Genomic DNA, 17,040 nt, shown 5'->3' with positions numbered 1-17,040 from the left:
AAATGTTGGAGCAAGTTATCTTATTCTCAATCATTATGGGTTTTTTAATTACTGTATTATTATCTCCACTTTTTATTCCTTTCTTAAGAAGGTTAAAATTTGGACAAAGCATCCGTGAGGAAGGACCAAAATCCCACCTAAAGAAAACTGGTACACCGACGATGGGCGGGATTATGATATTATTTTCTATTATTATTACAACACTAGTAATGACAGGGAAATTTTCAGAACCAGGTGTAAAAACCTATTTACTGTTGCTAGTTACAGTTGGATTTGGGCTGCTTGGGTTTTTAGATGATTTTATAAAAGTTGTTTTGAAGCGGAATCTTGGATTAACCTCAAAGCAAAAGCTCTTAGGGCAAATTATTATTTCTGTCATTTTTTATCTAGTCTATAAACATAATGGGTATCCGACTGAAATCAAACTGCCTTTTACATCGCAATCAATTGATTTTGGGTGGTTATTTGTGTTTTTTATTATCTTTTGGCTCGTTGGCTTTTCCAATGCGGTTAACTTAACAGATGGGTTAGATGGACTATTATCAGGTACCGCGGCGATTGCTTTTGGTGCGTATGCTGTTCTCGCCTGGAATCAATCCGAAATGGAAATAGCAATCTTTTCGGTGGCGGTTGTCGGGGCCGTCTTAGGTTTTCTCGTCTTTAACGCACATCCGGCAAAGGTATTCATGGGAGACACGGGATCGTTGGCACTTGGTGGCGCCATTGCCGCTATTTCGATTTTGACGAAGCTTGAATTTTTACTTCTTCTAATTGGTGCAGTATTTGTAATGGAAACATTATCTGTTATTTTGCAGGTTATTTCTTTCAAAACGACAGGAAAACGAATCTTTAAAATGAGTCCATTACATCATCATTATGAACTTTCTGGTTGGTCAGAATGGCGGGTCGTTGTGACGTTTTGGAGTGTAGGATTAATATGCGCAATACTTGGAATTTATATCGAGGTGTGGTTGTAAGTGAAAAAAATAGAAACGTATCTTCATAAAAAAATACTCGTTTTGGGTTTGGCAAAAAGCGGAGTAACTGCCGCAAGTCTATTACATAAGCTTGGTGCATTTGTTACTGTTAATGATAAAAAACCATTGTCCGAAAACCCAGCAGCACAGGGACTATTAGAACAGGGTATTAAGGTTATTTGCGGTGAGCATCCTATTGAGCTTCTTGATGAAGGCTTTGAACTGATTGTAAAAAATCCTGGAATTCCTTATACCAATCCAATGATAGAAGGGGCTTTTGAAAAAGGGATCCCTGTTATCACGGAAGTGGAGCTTGCCTATCAAATAGCAGAAGCTCCTTTTGTCGGAATTACTGGAACAAATGGTAAAACAACAACAACAACCTTAGTTTTTGAAATGTTGAAGAAAGGAAACAAACAGCCGTTAATCGCAGGTAATATTGGAACTGTCGCTTCTGGTGTAGCGGAAACAGCAACAAAAGACAATGCGATTGTTATTGAGCTGTCATCATTTCAATTAATGGGGATTGAAACCTTTAATCCGAAAATTGCAATTATAACAAACCTATATGATGCTCATTTGGATTACCATGGTACAAGGAAAAACTACTTTGAGGCAAAATCCAATATTACGAAAAATCAAACAGACGATGAATATTTAATCATCAATGCAGATCAGGAAGAAACGTTTGATATTGCGCGCAACTCGAAGGCTACCATTGTCCCTTTTTCAACGAAGAAGCAGGTTTTAAATGGCGCAGATATTCGTAATGGTTGGATATGCTTTGATGGCGAAAGAGTAATGGAAATCAAAGACATAGCCTTACCAGGAACCCATAATCTAGAAAATATCCTTTCAGCAATGGCTGCCAGCAAGCTTTCAGGTGTTGAAAATACCGCCATTCAAGAAGTCCTAAGAACATTTACTGGTGTCAGGCACCGCCTGCAATTCGTGGAAGAAATAAACGGTATTAAAGTATATAACGATTCTAAAGCAACCAATATTTTAGCAACGGTTAAAGCTTTGACAGCGTTTGATACACCTATCGTTTTACTAGCGGGTGGACTCGACCGTGGCAATGAATTTGATGAACTGATACCGTATTTCAAGAATGTGAAGGCACTCATTACATTTGGCGAAACAGCGCCAAAACTTGAAAGAGTCGCAAGAGAGGCAGGAATAAAAAATATCAAGCGAGTCGATAATGTTGAAAAGGCTGTGCCTGAAGCTTACCGATATTCAGAATCAGGTGATATTATTTTATTGTCTCCCGCTTGTGCCAGTTGGGATCAATATATAAGTTTTGAAATCAGGGGAGACATTTTTATCGAGGCCGTGCATAAGCTTAAGTAAGGGTTTGTCCCAAGAAAAGCGGAAGCGCCTTCGGAACAAGCACAGCTTGTTCCTGCGGAGCATTTCAAGGAAGTTTTCCTTAATGCTCAGCCCCGACAAGCATAAGACGCTCCCAAAAAGAAGGCGCTTTTTGCCCTCATTTTGGGAGTGGCTTATGACCTCGAGGGCTAGGTGCTGAAGCTGGACAATTATTGTAGTCTTCCACCACAAACCCTAAAACTTGTAGTTTTGAGGTGGGTAGAAAGTGCCGACAAAGAGAACCACTCCTGATTTAATTTTGATGATTATTACATTTACACTGCTTGCAGTAGGCTTGATTATGGTGTATAGCGCAAGTGCTGTATGGGCCGAGCATAAATTCCAAGACTCCTTTTTCTTTGCTAAAAGGCAAATCCTATTTGCAGGAGTTGGAATTGTTGCGATGTTTTTTATAATGAATATTAACTATTGGACATGGAGAACTTGGTCGAAAACAATTATAATTGTTTGTTTTGTTTTATTAGTACTCGTCCTCATCCCTGGAATTGGAAATGTCCGTAACGGTTCGAGAAGTTGGATAGGGGTGGGGGCTTTCTCCATACAGCCTTCTGAATTCATGAAACTGGCAATGATAGCCTTTTTAGCAAAATATCTTTCTGAAAATCAAAAATTAATTACCTCATTCCGTAAAGGTCTGATCCCATCTTTAGGACTAGTATTTATCGCCTTTGCCATGATTATGCTTCAGCCTGATTTAGGGACTGGAACCGTTATGATTGGAACTTGTGTAGTCATGATTTTTATTGCTGGAGCTAGGATTTTCCATTTTGCTTTATTAGGTTTGCTGGGAGTTATGGGGTTTGTCGGGTTGGTCGTGTCAGCACCCTATCGTTTGCAACGGATTACTTCCTATTTAGATCCATGGTCAGACCCGCTTGGTAGCGGATTTCAAATTATTCAATCCCTATATGCGATTGGTCCAGGTGGATTATTTGGACTTGGTCTAGGTCAAAGCAGACAAAAATTTTTCTATTTGCCCGAACCGCAAACTGATTTTATTTTTGCCATTTTATCTGAGGAATTAGGATTTATTGGTGGGACGTTTATCTTGCTCTTGTTTTCGCTCTTATTATGGCGAGGGATTCGCATTGCGCTCGGCGCACCGGACCTTTATGGCAGCTTTCTTGCTGTTGGGATCATTGCGATGATTGCGATTCAAGTTATGATAAATATCGGTGTTGTCACAGGGTTGATGCCAGTTACAGGAATTACTTTGCCATTTTTAAGCTATGGTGGTTCGTCCTTAACATTAATGTTAATGGCAATCGGTGTTTTACTAAATATTAGTCGATATTCACGTTATTAGTTTACCCTGTTGCGTTAGCAGGGTATTTTTTTTATTTGACGATTGTATAGATATCTTTTCATTTCTATAACAATCTTTTCTATATACTTGATTCAGTTTATTTTTATAGTAAGATAGTGTAATCGGAGGGAAAGGTAAACTTTCTCATCGAATTTATTAGGAGTGTGTAAAAACATGAAAATTGTGGTAAGCGGCGGTGGAACTGGCGGACATATATACCCTGCGCTAGCACTAATAAGAGAAATTCAAAAGGAAACGAAGGATGCTGAATTTTTATACATAGGAACAAAAAATGGCTTAGAAAGTAATCTGGTACCAAGAGAGAATATTCCTTTTAAATCCATTTATATAACAGGATTTAAACGAAAGCTCTCATTTGAGAATGTAAAAACAGTATATAGATTTTTAAAAGGTGTAAACGATTGTAAAAAAATATTAAAAGAATTCAAGCCTGATATCGTAATTGGAACGGGCGGGTATGTATGTGGGCCTGTTGTTTATGCAGCAGCAAAATTAAAAATTCCAACCATTATACACGAACAAAATAGTGTGCCCGGTCTGACCAATAAATTTTTAAGCCGTTATGTCAAAAAAATTGCTGTTTGTTTTGAAGAGGCAAAGGAATACTTTCCAAAAGAAAAAGTGGAATTTACCGGTAATCCCCGAGCATCTGAAGTAATTGGCAAGGATGGTATTCAGGGCAGACTTTCTGCAGGTTTAAGTACAACGATGCCCGCTGTTTTAATATTTGGCGGAAGCAGGGGAGCAAAGCCAATCAATGAGGCCGTAATAAAATCATTGTCAGAATTTGGTGCGAAACCTTATCAAGTTTTATATATTACGGGAGAAGTTCATTTTGAAGATGTTAAAAAAGAAGTGGAATTAGTAGGAAATCCAAAAAATGTTGTCATTAAGCCGTTTATTCATAATATGCCTGAAGTATTGGCGGGAATCGATTTAGTTGTATCAAGGGCTGGTGCAACAACATTGGCGGAATTAACATCCCTTGGTATTCCAAGTATACTAATTCCAAGTCCGTATGTGACAAATAATCATCAGGAAAAAAATGCAAGATCGCTAAGTAATAATGGTGCAGCGACATTATTACTGGAAAAGGATTTGATCAGCAAGAGCCTAGTTAACCACATTGATCAAATTCTATTAGATCAAGAAAAACTTAAAGAAATGAAATTAAAAGCAAAAAGCATGGGTATTCCCGATGCTGCGAGAAGGCTCTATAAGCTTATGGAACTGCTTGTCAAGGGAAATCAGAAGTAGCCCATATAAATATTCAGCATAAATTAAAATGATAAGACAGTAATTGAAAGTAAGGTGATTTGAATGGATGAAATATTTTCAGAGTTACAAGCTTTAAATATCGGTAAAATAAAAAAAAATGAACCTCTTGCCAATCATACCACGATTAAAATAGGCGGACCTGCTGACCTTTATATTGAGCCATCGTCTGTGATTCATTTAAAAATGGTCATGGAAGTAATTAGAAAACACCGCATTAACTGGCGGGCAATTGGCAGAGGCTCAAACTTGCTAGTCTCTGACAAAGGCATTGAAGGTGCAGTCATTAAGCTCGGTTCAGGCTTAGATACCCTAACAATAAATGGTACAGAAATTACCGTTGGGGGAGGCTATTCACTCGTAAGCCTTTCCACTTTAATTAGTAAAAAAGGGTTGACTGGTCTGGAATTTGCCAGTGGTATTCCCGGGTCAGTCGGCGGTGCTGTTTATATGAACGCTGGTGCCCATGGTTCAGATATTAGTAAAATCTTAAAACGTGCTCATATATTATTTGAGGATGGATCATTTGAATGGCTATCAAATGAAGAAATGGAGTTTACCTACAGGACATCTGTGTTACAAATAAAACGCCCAGGGATTGTTGTGGAAGCGGTTTTTGAGCTTGCAGCGGGTGACAGGGATGAAATTGTTTCACAAATGCAAAAGAACAAAGATTACCGAAAGGAAACGCAACCGTGGAACTTTCCTTGTGCAGGAAGTATATTTCGGAATCCCCTACCTCACTATGCCGGTAAATTAATTGAAGTGGCAGGGCTGAAGGGTTTCAGTATTGGTGGTGCAAAAATATCCGATATGCATGGGAATTTTATCGTTAATGCAGGTAATGCCACAGCAGGAGATGTTCTTGCGTTAATCGAACATGTAAAGGATACCATCTACCAATTATATGAAATTAAAATAGAAACAGAAGTAGAAATAATCGGAAGAAAGTAGTAATAAACCTCTTACGAATGACAAATATTGTGATATAATTACTCATTATAATTAGGCGAAAAAACTACTGAAAATATAATGACGGCATGCCTTACGTGCTGTTGTTTTCTCTTTGCATGAGCCCTGAGCATAGCGGCAACTATTTTTTTGGGGGGAAAGGGATGGAAAAAAGCAAGATTGTTGCTCTTGAAGATCGGATTCCGAAGCTAAAAGAGCAAAGAAAGCGAAAGGCAAATAGAAGGCTAATATTCTTGCTCTCTTTGTTTTTTGCAATAATTTTAGTTGTCGCTTATGCACAATCACCTTTAAGTCACGTCAAGAACATTGTTGTGAAAGGCAATAAAATTTATTCGAGCACTGAATTAATTAGTCAATCCGGCATTTCAACGAACACCAACATTTGGAAGGTAAAAACAGAAGATGTTACGTCGCATTTAAAAAGTTTATCTGAAATAAAAAAAGCAAGTGTCAATATTAAATGGCCAAATACGATTATCATTCAAGTACAAGAACATAAAAGAGTTGCCTATCTTCAAACAGATAATGCCTATTATCCAGTATTGGAAAATGGAAAAATTCTTAAAGATAGAAAAATAGCTGAACTTCCTGCAAATTCCCCTATTTTATTCGACTTTAAAGATGGGCCTGTACTAAATGATATGGTAACGGGGCTTGAAAACCTGCCTGATGAAATTCTTAATTCCATTTCTGAAATTCACTATTCTCCGACAAAAACAGATCAAAATCATATCATTTTATTTATGAATGACGGTTTTGAGGTTAGTGCTACTTTAAGGAGTTTTTCAGAAAAAATGGCCAATTACCCTTCGATCATTAGCCAATTAGATCCTAGTAAAAAAGGAATGATTGATTTAGAGGTCGGTTCGTTCTTTAAGGCATTCGATCAGCAAGGGGAGGATAAAACCGTTGAAAAAGCTAAGAGTGCAGGGTAATCAGGTTATATTATCACTTGTTTGCCTTGTACTCGGTTATATAATGTCTTTTTCCTATCACCTGACGCAATTAGAGAACAAAAAGGAACAATCTGGAATAACAGGTGATCAATGGGAAAGGACGCTTGATTTAAGAAATCAACTCATTGCTCAAGAAGAGACAAACCGCAAGCTTCAAAAAGAATTAATCCAAAAGCAGGGAAAAGTAAAAGAAAATGAAAAAAATCTCTCGAAAGAAACACAAGTCTATTTTAACCTTGCTGAGGATGCTGATAAGTACCGGATGTTCCTTGGAAAAGCAAAGGTAAAAGGAAAAGGAATAAAAATTACCCTTGCCGATGGTGCTTATGATCCAAAGAAAGATAATGTTAATAACTATCTCGTCCATGAATCACATGTCTTTAAAGTGGTGACCGAGCTGTATATTTCAGGGGCTGAAGTGGTTGCCATCAACGGGCAGCGGCTTACGAGTCATTCTTACATAGTTTGCAATGGTCCCGTTATTACAGTTGATGGTATAGAGCATCCCGCTCCATTTGTCATAACGGCCATCGGTGATCCAGACGTTTTATCTGCAGCCGTGACTTTAAATGGCGGGGTTAAGGATCAACTCGTAAATGATCATATTGTTTTTACACTCGAAAAACAAAATGAAATAACCCTAAATCCAATTTTAAGCAGCTAATGAATTCTGTCCACAAGAAGATTTCTTGAAGGGGATAGGTGGAAACGGTGGACAAGCCAAATAAAAAGACAAGTTTTACTTTGATTGCAGCCATTATCGGCTTCATGATTGCGATTCAATTTCAAACGGTTAAAAAACCGATTGAAAGGGATACACGCGATATTTGGCAGCTGCGAGATGCTTTATTAAAAGAAAAGGAATTACAGTCCAATTTATTGACTGAAATCCGTTCAAATGAAAAAAAACTAGCAGCCTATGATTCAAAACGAAAACAGAGCAAAGAACAGGCACTGCGGGATACATTGCAAGAGTTGAAACAAGAAGCGGGTTTGACAGAAGTAACGGCTCCGGGAATTATTCTGAAAATAGAGCCAGTTTATGAAGAAATCCAATTAGGGAAACCCGTAACGAAAGTGGTGTCTCCTGAACTTTTAAAAAGATTATTAAACGAGCTAAACATGTATGGTGCAAAATATGTGTCTATTGATGGAAGAAGAATAATTAATACCACAGTGATACGCGATATAAACTCAGAAACGAAAATCGATGGGCATGTGATTCGAAGTATGCCGTTTGAAGTGAGAGCAGCTGTTGATAATATGAAAGCTGCTGAAAAATTATTTAATCGAATGCAGGTCTCAAAATCGACCGAAGAATTTTTCATAGAAAATCTTAGACTTACCGTTACATCTCCGAATCCAGCGGTTACTGTTCCCGCTTATGATAATCCAATACGGATTAAGGAAATGGAGACCGTAGAAGAAGGAGGAAGTTCATAATGTGGCTTCCGATTATGGGGTTGATCGTTGGGATTATTCTCGGGCTTTTAACAGACATTCGAATTCCAGAGGAATACTCACATTATTTATCAATAGCTGTTTTAGCCGCTTTTGATACATTGTTTGGAGGAATCAGGGCCCACTTGCAAAATATTTATGATGAGAAAGTATTTGTATCGGGATTCTTTTTTAATATTTTACTAGCCGCAGGTTTAGCTTTTCTAGGAGTTCATCTTGGTGTAGACTTATATCTAGCAGCCATATTTGCTTTTGGGGTCAGATTATTCCAAAATATTGCTGTTATTAGAAGGATATTATTGACAAAATGGTCAACAAAAAAGGAAAAATTAGAAAAAAATTGATTTTTTTAAAGGGAATCATTTTAAAGTGACGAATACTTTTATATGATGAATACGTAAGAAATTTATCTGAATAAAAAATATATTGTTGTTCGACTTAAGGAGTTTTAAAAGGAGGTGCCAAAGAATGAACAGCAATGAAATATATGTAAGTCTTGACATCGGTACGTCCAGTGTAAAAGTAATCATTGGTGAAATGGTCAATGACTCATTGAATATTATTGGTGTCGGGAATGTGAAATCGGAAGGATTAAGAAAAGGATCCATCGTTGATATGGAGGACACCGTTCATTCGATTAAAAGGGCGATTGAGCAGGCGGAACGAATGATAGGTTTGGAAATTCGGAAGGTTCATGTCGGTGTTAGCGGAAATCATGTATCGCTTCAGCCATGTCGTGGTGTTGTTGCTGTTTCCAGCCAAAATCGAGAAATTACAAATGAAGATGTACTTCGCGTTATTGAAGCAGCATACGTTGGAGCAATTCCACCTGAAAGAGAAAAAATTGGAGTCATTCAAAAACAGTTTATCTTAGACGGAAAAGATGAAATTAATGACCCTCGGGGTATGATTGGTGTTCGCTTGGAAGTAGAAGGTACGCTTATAACTGGAACGACAACAGTTTTAATTAATACTTTACGCTGTGTTGAACGTGCTGGACTTGAGATTCTGGACATTATTATGCAACCTCTTGCTGCCGGTGAGTACGCCCTATCGAAAGATGAAAAAAACCTTGGTGTTGCCCTCATTGATCTGGGTGGCGGCTCAACAACACTTGCCGTTTTTGAAAATGGCTATTTATCGGCATCCAGCGTTATTCCTGTTGGAGGAGACCATATAACAAAAGATTTATCTGTAGGTTTGCGTACTTCCACAGAGGATGCTGAAAACCTTAAAGTTAAATATGGACATGCCTTTTATGATGAAGCATCAGAGGATGTCGTCTTTAGTGTACCCATTATCGGAAGTGATCAACACCAACAATTTAATCAGCTTGAAATATCTGATATTATAGAAGCTAGATTAGAAGAAATTTTTGAACTTGTTTTACATGAAATGAAACGATATGGCGTAACCGATATGCCGGGAGGGTATGTTCTAACCGGCGGTGTTGCCAATATGCAAGGTGTGTTAGAGCTTGCACAAGTGATTTTGCAAAACAGAGTACGGGTTGCTGTTCCTGATTATATTGGAGTAAGAGAACCTCAATATACAACTGGGGTAGGGATCATCAAATATGCTTATAAGAGTACTAGATTGCCAGGAGGCAGTTTCAGTGGGCAAGCATCGATTTCTGAGCCAATTGAAAAAACTGTGCCTAAAGTGCAGCAACAGCAACAGCAACATCAACAGCCAAAATCTAAAGTAGAAAAACATCCGGAAGAAAAGATGTCATCAAAAGTAAAAAAATTCCTTGGTTACTTTTTCGAGTAGGCATTACGAAAAGGAATATCGATGAATTAGGAGGATTTGTCATGTTAGAATTTGATACAAATTTAGATTCTCTTGCAACCATAAAAGTAATCGGGGTTGGCGGTGGAGGTAATAACGCTGTAAATCGTATGATTGAGCATGGCGTTCAAGGCGTTGAGTTTATCGCAGTGAATACAGATGCTCAAGCATTGAATCTTTCAAAAGCTGAAGTAAAAATGCAAATTGGAGCTAAATTAACCCGCGGTCTTGGGGCAGGAGCAAATCCTGAAGTTGGAAAAAAGGCTGCAGAAGAGAGTAAAGAACAAATTGAGGAGGCATTGAGCGGCGCAGACATGGTGTTTGTAACTGCCGGAATGGGAGGCGGAACAGGTACTGGTGCAGCTCCTGTAATCGCTCAAATTGCTCGTGATTTAGGGGCATTGACAGTTGGAGTGGTTACCCGTCCTTTTACATTTGAGGGGAGAAAGCGTGCGAATCAAGCATCAGGAGGCATCGGTTCTATGAAGGAAGCGGTGGATACCCTTATTGTCATACCAAACGACCGTCTCCTTGAGATTGTAGATAAAAGTACTCCAATGCTCGAAGCCTTCCGCGAGGCAGATAATGTTCTCCGTCAAGGTGTACAAGGGATTTCTGACTTAATCGCTACCCCTGGGTTAATTAACCTAGACTTTGCAGATGTGAAAACCATTATGTCGAATAAAGGCTCTGCCTTAATGGGAATTGGAGTTGCCGCAGGAGATAATCGGGCTGCCGAAGCAGCTAAGAAAGCAATCAATTCGCCATTATTAGAAACATCAATCGATGGTGCACAAGGTGTATTGATGAATATTACCGGAGGAACGAATCTAAGTCTTTACGAGGTTCAAGAAGCTGCAGATATCGTTGCCACCGCAACTGACCAAGAAGTAAATATGATTTTCGGTTCCGTTATTAATGAAAATTTAAAGGACGAAATCATTGTTACGGTTATTGCTACAGGGTTTAATGAGGAGGTACCTCAGCCAAAGGCTGCACGACCTCAAATTGGACAAGCAAAACCTACAATTAACAATATAAAGCGGGAGCCAAAGCGTGAAGAATTACACCAAGAGCCTACCCGTACTTCAAATGTAAATCAAGAAGAAGCATTGGATATACCAACCTTCTTGCGTAACCGAAAAAAACGATAAATTCAAAATAGTGAAAAGAGGATGTCCCTAAAGGGTATCCTCTTTTCTTTTGGCTATGTTAATGCTCATTGTTGATTTTGCCACCATGTTGATTGAAGCGGAAGGCGCTCGATCCTCGAAAATACTATCGCATTTCCTTCGTACGGTGTTGATTCAAAGATGATGATTCAACGTCCTGCGGGAGTACGGGGCAGGGGAGACACCGCAGGCACAATAGCGCCGAGGAGGCTCCCCGAACCGCCCGCGGATGCTCGCTTCTTGAGCGGAAATTAACAGACAATTTTAACAGAGCCTTCTTTTTTTATACCCTTCCATGATCAAGTATCCATTTGTAAGAATGGTCATCTACTGACCTATTTGACAAATTCCGTTTCGAATAGTGAAAATTTCTGTTTTTTTGTTTACAGAAAGTGACACACTTCAGCCTAACCTCTAAGATATACTTTTTCGTATACAGATAGAGTAGAAAACCATAATCGTAGAAATGAATTGCGCTAACTCGAAAAGGAGGAAGCTTATTGACCGTTTATTTAGATGTAATTTGGGCTCTTAATCTGTTATTTGATAGCCTTCTCCTTTATTTAACTGCGATTTTCTTAAAAAGAAGGATACGGATTTGGCGGTTACTAGCTGGAGGGTTTATTGGGTCAATCATTATCTTATTATGGTTTACTCCATTAAATACCTATTCTAACCATCCTCTTTCAAAACTTTTTTGTTCTGTCTTGATGGTGCTTGCAGTGTTTGGATATAAGCGGTTTTCCTACTTTATAAAAGGGTTAATGACTCTATATGTCGCAACCTTTTTAATCGGCGGGGCTTTGATTGGAACCCATTATTTTATCCAATATGATTCAAACATGACCTTGGAGTTTCTTAAGTCACTTTCAAACGGATTTGGTGACCCGATAACCTGGCTTTTCGTACTGATTGGGTTTCCAATTGCCTGGCACTTCTCGAAAAAAAATGTAGAGAATTTTGAGATGGCCAAAATTCAATTTGATCAGATCGTGAAGGTACAGGTGACAATTGAGGAAATAACTTTTTCTTGCAAAGGATTGGTAGATAGCGGAAATCAATTGTATGATCCACTTTCGAAGCTTCCTGTTATGATTGTTTCCATTCGCAACCTGATTGAGGAAATGCCTGAACCAATCATAAAAATAGCAAACGACCATGAGGCCCTTTTAATGGGAAATACAGAATTACCTTTGGAATGGCAAAATAGACTGAGAGTTGTTCCATGCCGGGTCGTTGGACAAGAGAATCAACTCGTTGTCACCGTTAAGCCGGATTCTATTTACATTCATCAAAACGGTGATCAGTACTTATGTGAGAAGGGTCTTATTTCTTTTACCATGCAGCAGCTTTCAGCCGATGATGCCTTTGAGTCTATCGTACATCCGAAAATGTTAACCGGAAAAAAGCAGCTTAGTGAAACAGTGAAGGTAAGTTAATATTACTATACTCAGAAAAACATATTTTTAGAAGGAGGAACTTACATGAAAAAATGGAGACTTCGCTTATCCTATTACTGGTATAAAATACTGATGAAATTGGGTCTAAAAACAGATGAAATCTACTATATTGGCGGAAGCGAAGCATTGCCTCCTCCTTTAAGTAAAGACGAAGAGGAAATGTTATTAAAAAAATTACCAGGCGGGGATAAGGCGGCTAGGTCAATATTAATTGAAAGAAACCTAAGATTAGTGGTTTATATTGCTAGAAAATTTGAGAATACCGGGATTAATATAGAAGATTTAATCAGTATTGGGACAATTGGGTTAATCAAGGCGGTCAATACGTTTAATCCAGAAAAGAAAATTAAACTGGCAACATATGCGTCAAGATGTATTGAAAATGAAATTCTCATGTATTTAAGAAGAAATAATAAAATTCGTTCCGAAGTATCATTTGATGAGCCCTTAAACATTGACTGGGATGGAAATGAGCTATTATTATCCGATGTTTTGGGAACCGATGATGATATTATCACGAAGGATCTTGAAGCAAATGTAGACCGAAAGCTGTTGACAAAAGCATTGCATCAGCTCTCGGACAGGGAAAAGCAAATAATGGAGCTCCGTTTTGGATTAACGAATGGCGAAGAAAAAACACAAAAGGATGTTGCTGATATGCTTGGAATTTCTCAGTCCTACATATCTAGATTAGAAAAAAGAATTATTAAAAGATTACGAAAGGAATTCAATAAAATGGTTTAAAAGGAATTTTTTTTATAGTATAAAACGTGATTTTATCGCATTTTTCGACTTTAAGAGCTTACTCACCTTAAGGGTTGGGTGCATATTTTTCCTGCTCAAGGAGATACTTATTTTTGAACAGCAGCTCCTATGAGGAGGGAAAGATTTGACTCGAAATAAAGTTGAAATTTGCGGTGTTGATACATCAAAACTTCCAGTATTAAAAAACGAAGAAATGAGATTACTCTTCAAGCAAATGCAAGAGGGCGATATTACGGCTCGCGAAAGATTAGTAAACGGAAATTTACGTCTAGTCCTAAGCGTCATACAGCGCTTTAACAACCGAGGTGAATTTGTTGATGATCTTTTTCAGGTTGGCTGTATCGGACTTATGAAATCAATTGATAATTTTGATTTAAATCAAAACGTAAAGTTTTCCACTTATGCCGTACCGATGATTATTGGAGAAATTAGACGATATTTACGTGACAATAACCCGATTCGCGTATCGCGATCATTGAGGGATATCGCTTATAAGGCCCTTCAGGTTAGGGAACGATTGATGAGTGAGACATCAAGGGAACCTACGGCCGAGGAGATTGCAAAAGTATTAGAAGTTCCTCATGAAGAAATCGTGTTTGCCTTAGATGCTATTCAAGACCCTGTATCCTTATTTGAACCAATTTATAATGATGGAGGCGACCCAATTTATGTAATGGACCAATTGAGCGATGAGCGAAATAAGGACATTCATTGGATAGAGGAAATTGCCTTGAAAGAAGGGATGAGGCGTTTAAATGATCGTGAAAAATTAATTTTACGAAAGCGATTTTTTCAAGGCAAAACGCAAATGGAAGTGGCAGACGAAATTGGAATTTCCCAAGCACAAGTATCTCGTTTAGAGAAAGCAGCCATTCGGCAAATGAATAAAAATATCCAGAGCTAAAAGAAAAGCGGAAGCGCCTTGTTTAGCTCCGACAGGCATAAGACGATTCCAAAAAGAAGGCGCTTTTTGTGCCTTCATTTTGGAAGTGGCTTATGACCCGAGGAGCTAGGCGCTGGAGCTGGACAAAAAGAAAAGCGGAAGCGCCTTGTTCAGGGGCGACAGGCATAAGACGAGCCGGCTTGAAGGTTGTTCTTTAACCTTCAGGACGGATTGGCTTATGACCCCGAGCCCCTAAGCGCTGAAGCTGGACAATTCTCGAAGTTAAAAGTTTCATATCAAATAACAAAGCTGTCCGATGGGCAGTTCAGATTGTCGAGAAAGGGTATTTTTCTCGGCAATTTTTTATGTGAACTAAAATCCCGATTTTTAATAACTAATTGTCAATGCTAGCTAGCCTGTTGATTGGAGCGGAAGGCGCGAAGACTCCTGCGGGAGTACGGGGCAGGGGAGACCCCGCAGGCGCCAAAGCGCCGAGGAGGCTCCCCGGCACGCCCGCGGAAAGCGAAGCGCCTGGAGCGCAAATCAACTGACCTATTGAACAGCCTATATAAATATATTAATAATATTATAATAAATTAACGCGGTGTATTGTTAAAGAAGGTGAATGAAATAAAAGGCTATCGAAAGTTTCTCGACAGCCTGAGCTGCCTTAACGGGCAGCTTTATTTTTTTATTTTATAGATATATTTAAATGTCCAATCATATATTTTTTATAGTATCTAAATGGGAGTGAGCGATAATGGTAAAAATCTCAGAATTTCAAATAAAAGACGTTGTCAATGTAGCTGATGGAAAAAGGTTGGGGAATATTGGAGATATCGAAATAAATTTATCGACAGGCAAAATTGAAGCGGTCGTCATTTCTGGAAGTGGAAGAGTCCTAGGCATTTTTGGGAAGGAGAATGAAGTGGTCATTCCTTGGAAAAATATTATAAAAATAGGTCAAGATGTAATCTTGGTCAGATATAAAGGCATCGAGGCACAACTGCATGAAGAGGCGGAAGTATAAAGCAAGCCGTTTGGCGGTGACCATTTATTCAATTCATGTTAAACTAAAGAAAAACAAAAAGAGGTATGGAAAAATGGAACCATTTGTTGTACAAAATAAGTCCATTTTGACAATTGAAAACTGGATGAATCAATTCCCAGAATTAGTTGCCGGTATTACGACTAGAAATGGTGGATATAGCAAAGGAATTTATAGAGAGCTTAACCTTGGTTTCCATGTTGGGGATGATGCTCAAGATGTTTGTGCCAATAGAATAAAAACAGCAGACCTTCTCGATTTTTCGTTAAATCGGTGGATAGGGGCTGAACAAATCCATGATTGTATCATACAAAAAGTGACGAAGGATGATTGTGGTAAGGGTGCCATTTCATACACAGATGCCTTTAAAGGTACTGACGGTTTTTATACGGATGAGTCAGGCATCCTACTAACACTTTGTTTTGCTGACTGCGTCCCGCTCTTTTTCATCGCACCAGAAAAAAAAATGATTGGTACAGCTCATGCTGGATGGAAAGGGACAGTCAAAACAATAGCTAAACAAATGGTAGAAACGTGGAGGAATGAAGGCATTCATCCAGAGCAAATTTTTGTGACAATTGGTCCGTCTATTTGTGGGAAATGCTATATTGTAAATGATTACGTAATTAACTTTGTTAAAAATTTACTAGAAGAAGTGGAAGAAAAACCATATAATTTAATAAAAGAAGGACAGTATTCTTTAGATTTGCGTGAAATGAATAGGCTTATTCTAAGGAAAGCTGGAGTGCCTGATCAAAATATAACGATGACCAGCTATTGTTCTAGCTGTAATGAGCAATTTTTTTCTCATCGTCGTGACCAAGGCCAAACTGGAAGAATGTTAAGTTTTATTGGATGGAAGGAGACTGCTTTTTCGTTATGAAGGTAGCAATAAATCTTGAAAATATAAGACAACAAATTAATGATGCTTGCAAAAAATCAAATCGTAATCCGAATGAAGTCACAATTATCGCGGTAACAAAATATGTTAGTACTTCAAGGGCAAAGGAAGCTCTTGATGCAGGAATTGAAAATCTCGGGGAAAACCGAGATGAAGGAATACTTGAAAAATGGAGTGTTTTAGGGGACAAGCCTGTCTGGCATTTTATCGGAACGCTTCAGACACGAAAGGTAAAAAATATTATCGATAAAGTAGACTATATTCACTCCATTGATCGACTTTCTTTAGTGGAAGAAATCAACAAACGAGCGACCAAAAAAATAAAATGTCTTGTTCAGGTAAATGTTTCCGGAGAAGAGTCTAAACATGGTTTAGAATCAGAAAATGTTCTCGATTTTATTAAACAGCTACAAGAATTTGAGAACATTAGTGTTGAAGGACTAATGACCATGGCCCCGTTAACAGAAGATGAGAGGGCACTTCGTGACTGTTTTAGGAAATTACGGGAACTACGGGATCAAGTTCAAGCATTTCAATTCGATTTTGCCCCATGTAGTGAGCTCTCAATGGGAATGAGTAATGATTTTTCCATTGCAATTGAAGAAGGGGCAACAATGGTTAGAATAGGAACGGCACTTGTCGGCGATGATGAATAGGAGG

Annotated in this window: 17 protein-coding genes; all 17 read left to right on the top strand. The window is 38.4% G+C overall.

All coding sequences use genetic code 11. From position 1 onward, the window contains the following. Positions 1–2 precede the first annotated feature (2 nt). The 17 genes from mraY to BN1082_RS02220 all read left to right on the top strand — a co-directional run bounded on the left by mraY (position 3) and on the right by BN1082_RS02220 (position 17,036). A complete protein-coding gene (gene mraY, locus BN1082_RS02300; RefSeq protein WP_090630275.1) occupies positions 3–977 on the top strand; it encodes a phospho-N-acetylmuramoyl-pentapeptide-transferase in 975 nt (324 codons plus the stop codon). After that, on the top strand, positions 978–2,330 hold the full coding sequence (gene murD / locus BN1082_RS02295; protein WP_090630273.1) for a UDP-N-acetylmuramoyl-L-alanine--D-glutamate ligase: 1,353 nt from the start codon (positions 978–980) through the stop codon (positions 2,328–2,330). 244 nt (positions 2,331–2,574) lie between these two features. Then, the gene (gene spoVE / locus BN1082_RS02290; protein ID WP_090630271.1) at positions 2,575–3,675 is read left to right on the top strand and encodes a stage V sporulation protein E; all 1,101 of its coding nucleotides are present in this window, start codon (positions 2,575–2,577) and stop codon (positions 3,673–3,675) included. A 174-nt stretch (positions 3,676–3,849) separates the two neighbouring features. Beyond that, a complete protein-coding gene (murG, locus tag BN1082_RS02285; protein WP_090630268.1) occupies positions 3,850–4,953 on the top strand; it encodes an undecaprenyldiphospho-muramoylpentapeptide beta-N-acetylglucosaminyltransferase in 1,104 nt (367 codons plus the stop codon). A gap of 63 nt (positions 4,954–5,016) precedes the next feature. Next, positions 5,017–5,925 (top strand): UDP-N-acetylmuramate dehydrogenase, encoded by a 909-nt coding sequence (gene murB, locus BN1082_RS02280; protein ID WP_090630265.1) that lies wholly within the window; start codon positions 5,017–5,019, stop codon positions 5,923–5,925. 161 nt (positions 5,926–6,086) lie between these two features. Further along, positions 6,087–6,878 (top strand): cell division protein FtsQ/DivIB, encoded by a 792-nt coding sequence (locus BN1082_RS02275; protein ID WP_090630262.1) that lies wholly within the window; start codon positions 6,087–6,089, stop codon positions 6,876–6,878. Then, entirely contained in the window at positions 6,853–7,563 is a 711-nt protein-coding gene (locus BN1082_RS02270) for a DUF881 domain-containing protein (protein WP_245640281.1), read from the top strand. The genes BN1082_RS02275 and BN1082_RS02270 overlap by 26 nt, the downstream gene beginning before the upstream one ends. A gap of 47 nt (positions 7,564–7,610) precedes the next feature. Next, on the top strand, positions 7,611–8,342 hold the full coding sequence (locus tag BN1082_RS02265) for a DUF881 domain-containing protein (RefSeq protein WP_245640280.1): 732 nt from the start codon (positions 7,611–7,613) through the stop codon (positions 8,340–8,342). Then, positions 8,342–8,704 (top strand): small basic family protein, encoded by a 363-nt coding sequence (locus tag BN1082_RS02260; protein WP_090630260.1) that lies wholly within the window; start codon positions 8,342–8,344, stop codon positions 8,702–8,704. Before BN1082_RS02265 ends, BN1082_RS02260 begins: the two co-directional genes overlap by 1 nt. 124 nt (positions 8,705–8,828) lie before the next feature. Continuing rightward, a complete protein-coding gene (gene ftsA, locus BN1082_RS02255) occupies positions 8,829–10,133 on the top strand; it encodes a cell division protein FtsA (protein WP_090630257.1) in 1,305 nt (434 codons plus the stop codon). A gap of 41 nt (positions 10,134–10,174) precedes the next feature. Then, positions 10,175–11,305, top strand: coding sequence for a cell division protein FtsZ (ftsZ, locus tag BN1082_RS02250; protein ID WP_090630254.1), 1,131 nt, complete (start codon positions 10,175–10,177; stop codon positions 11,303–11,305). Between the two features lie 518 nt (positions 11,306–11,823). Continuing rightward, complete coding sequence (gene spoIIGA / locus BN1082_RS02245; RefSeq protein ID WP_090630251.1) at positions 11,824–12,762, top strand: sigma-E processing peptidase SpoIIGA; 939 nt, start codon at positions 11,824–11,826, stop codon at positions 12,760–12,762. Between the two features lie 45 nt (positions 12,763–12,807). Beyond that, positions 12,808–13,527: an RNA polymerase sporulation sigma factor SigE gene (gene sigE / locus BN1082_RS02240; protein WP_090630248.1), complete on the top strand. Its 720-nt coding sequence runs from the start codon at positions 12,808–12,810 to the stop codon at positions 13,525–13,527. Between the two features lie 145 nt (positions 13,528–13,672). Then, the gene (sigG, locus tag BN1082_RS02235; protein ID WP_090630245.1) at positions 13,673–14,452 is read left to right on the top strand and encodes an RNA polymerase sporulation sigma factor SigG; all 780 of its coding nucleotides are present in this window, start codon (positions 13,673–13,675) and stop codon (positions 14,450–14,452) included. Positions 14,453–15,191: 739 nt separating this feature from the next. Next, positions 15,192–15,461 (top strand): YlmC/YmxH family sporulation protein, encoded by a 270-nt coding sequence (locus BN1082_RS02230; protein ID WP_090630242.1) that lies wholly within the window; start codon positions 15,192–15,194, stop codon positions 15,459–15,461. 73 nt (positions 15,462–15,534) lie between these two features. Continuing rightward, a complete protein-coding gene (gene pgeF / locus BN1082_RS02225) occupies positions 15,535–16,362 on the top strand; it encodes a peptidoglycan editing factor PgeF (protein WP_090630240.1) in 828 nt (275 codons plus the stop codon). Then, complete coding sequence (locus BN1082_RS02220; RefSeq protein WP_090630237.1) at positions 16,359–17,036, top strand: YggS family pyridoxal phosphate-dependent enzyme; 678 nt, start codon at positions 16,359–16,361, stop codon at positions 17,034–17,036. The genes pgeF and BN1082_RS02220 overlap by 4 nt, the downstream gene beginning before the upstream one ends. Positions 17,037–17,040: the final 4 nt, after the last annotated feature.

It is taken from the genome of Neobacillus massiliamazoniensis (assembly GCF_001048695.1).
GTDB classification, from domain to species: Bacteria; Bacillota; Bacilli; order Bacillales; family Cytobacillaceae; genus Neobacillus; species Neobacillus massiliamazoniensis.
This window is presented reverse-complemented; position numbering and strand designations above follow the sequence as displayed.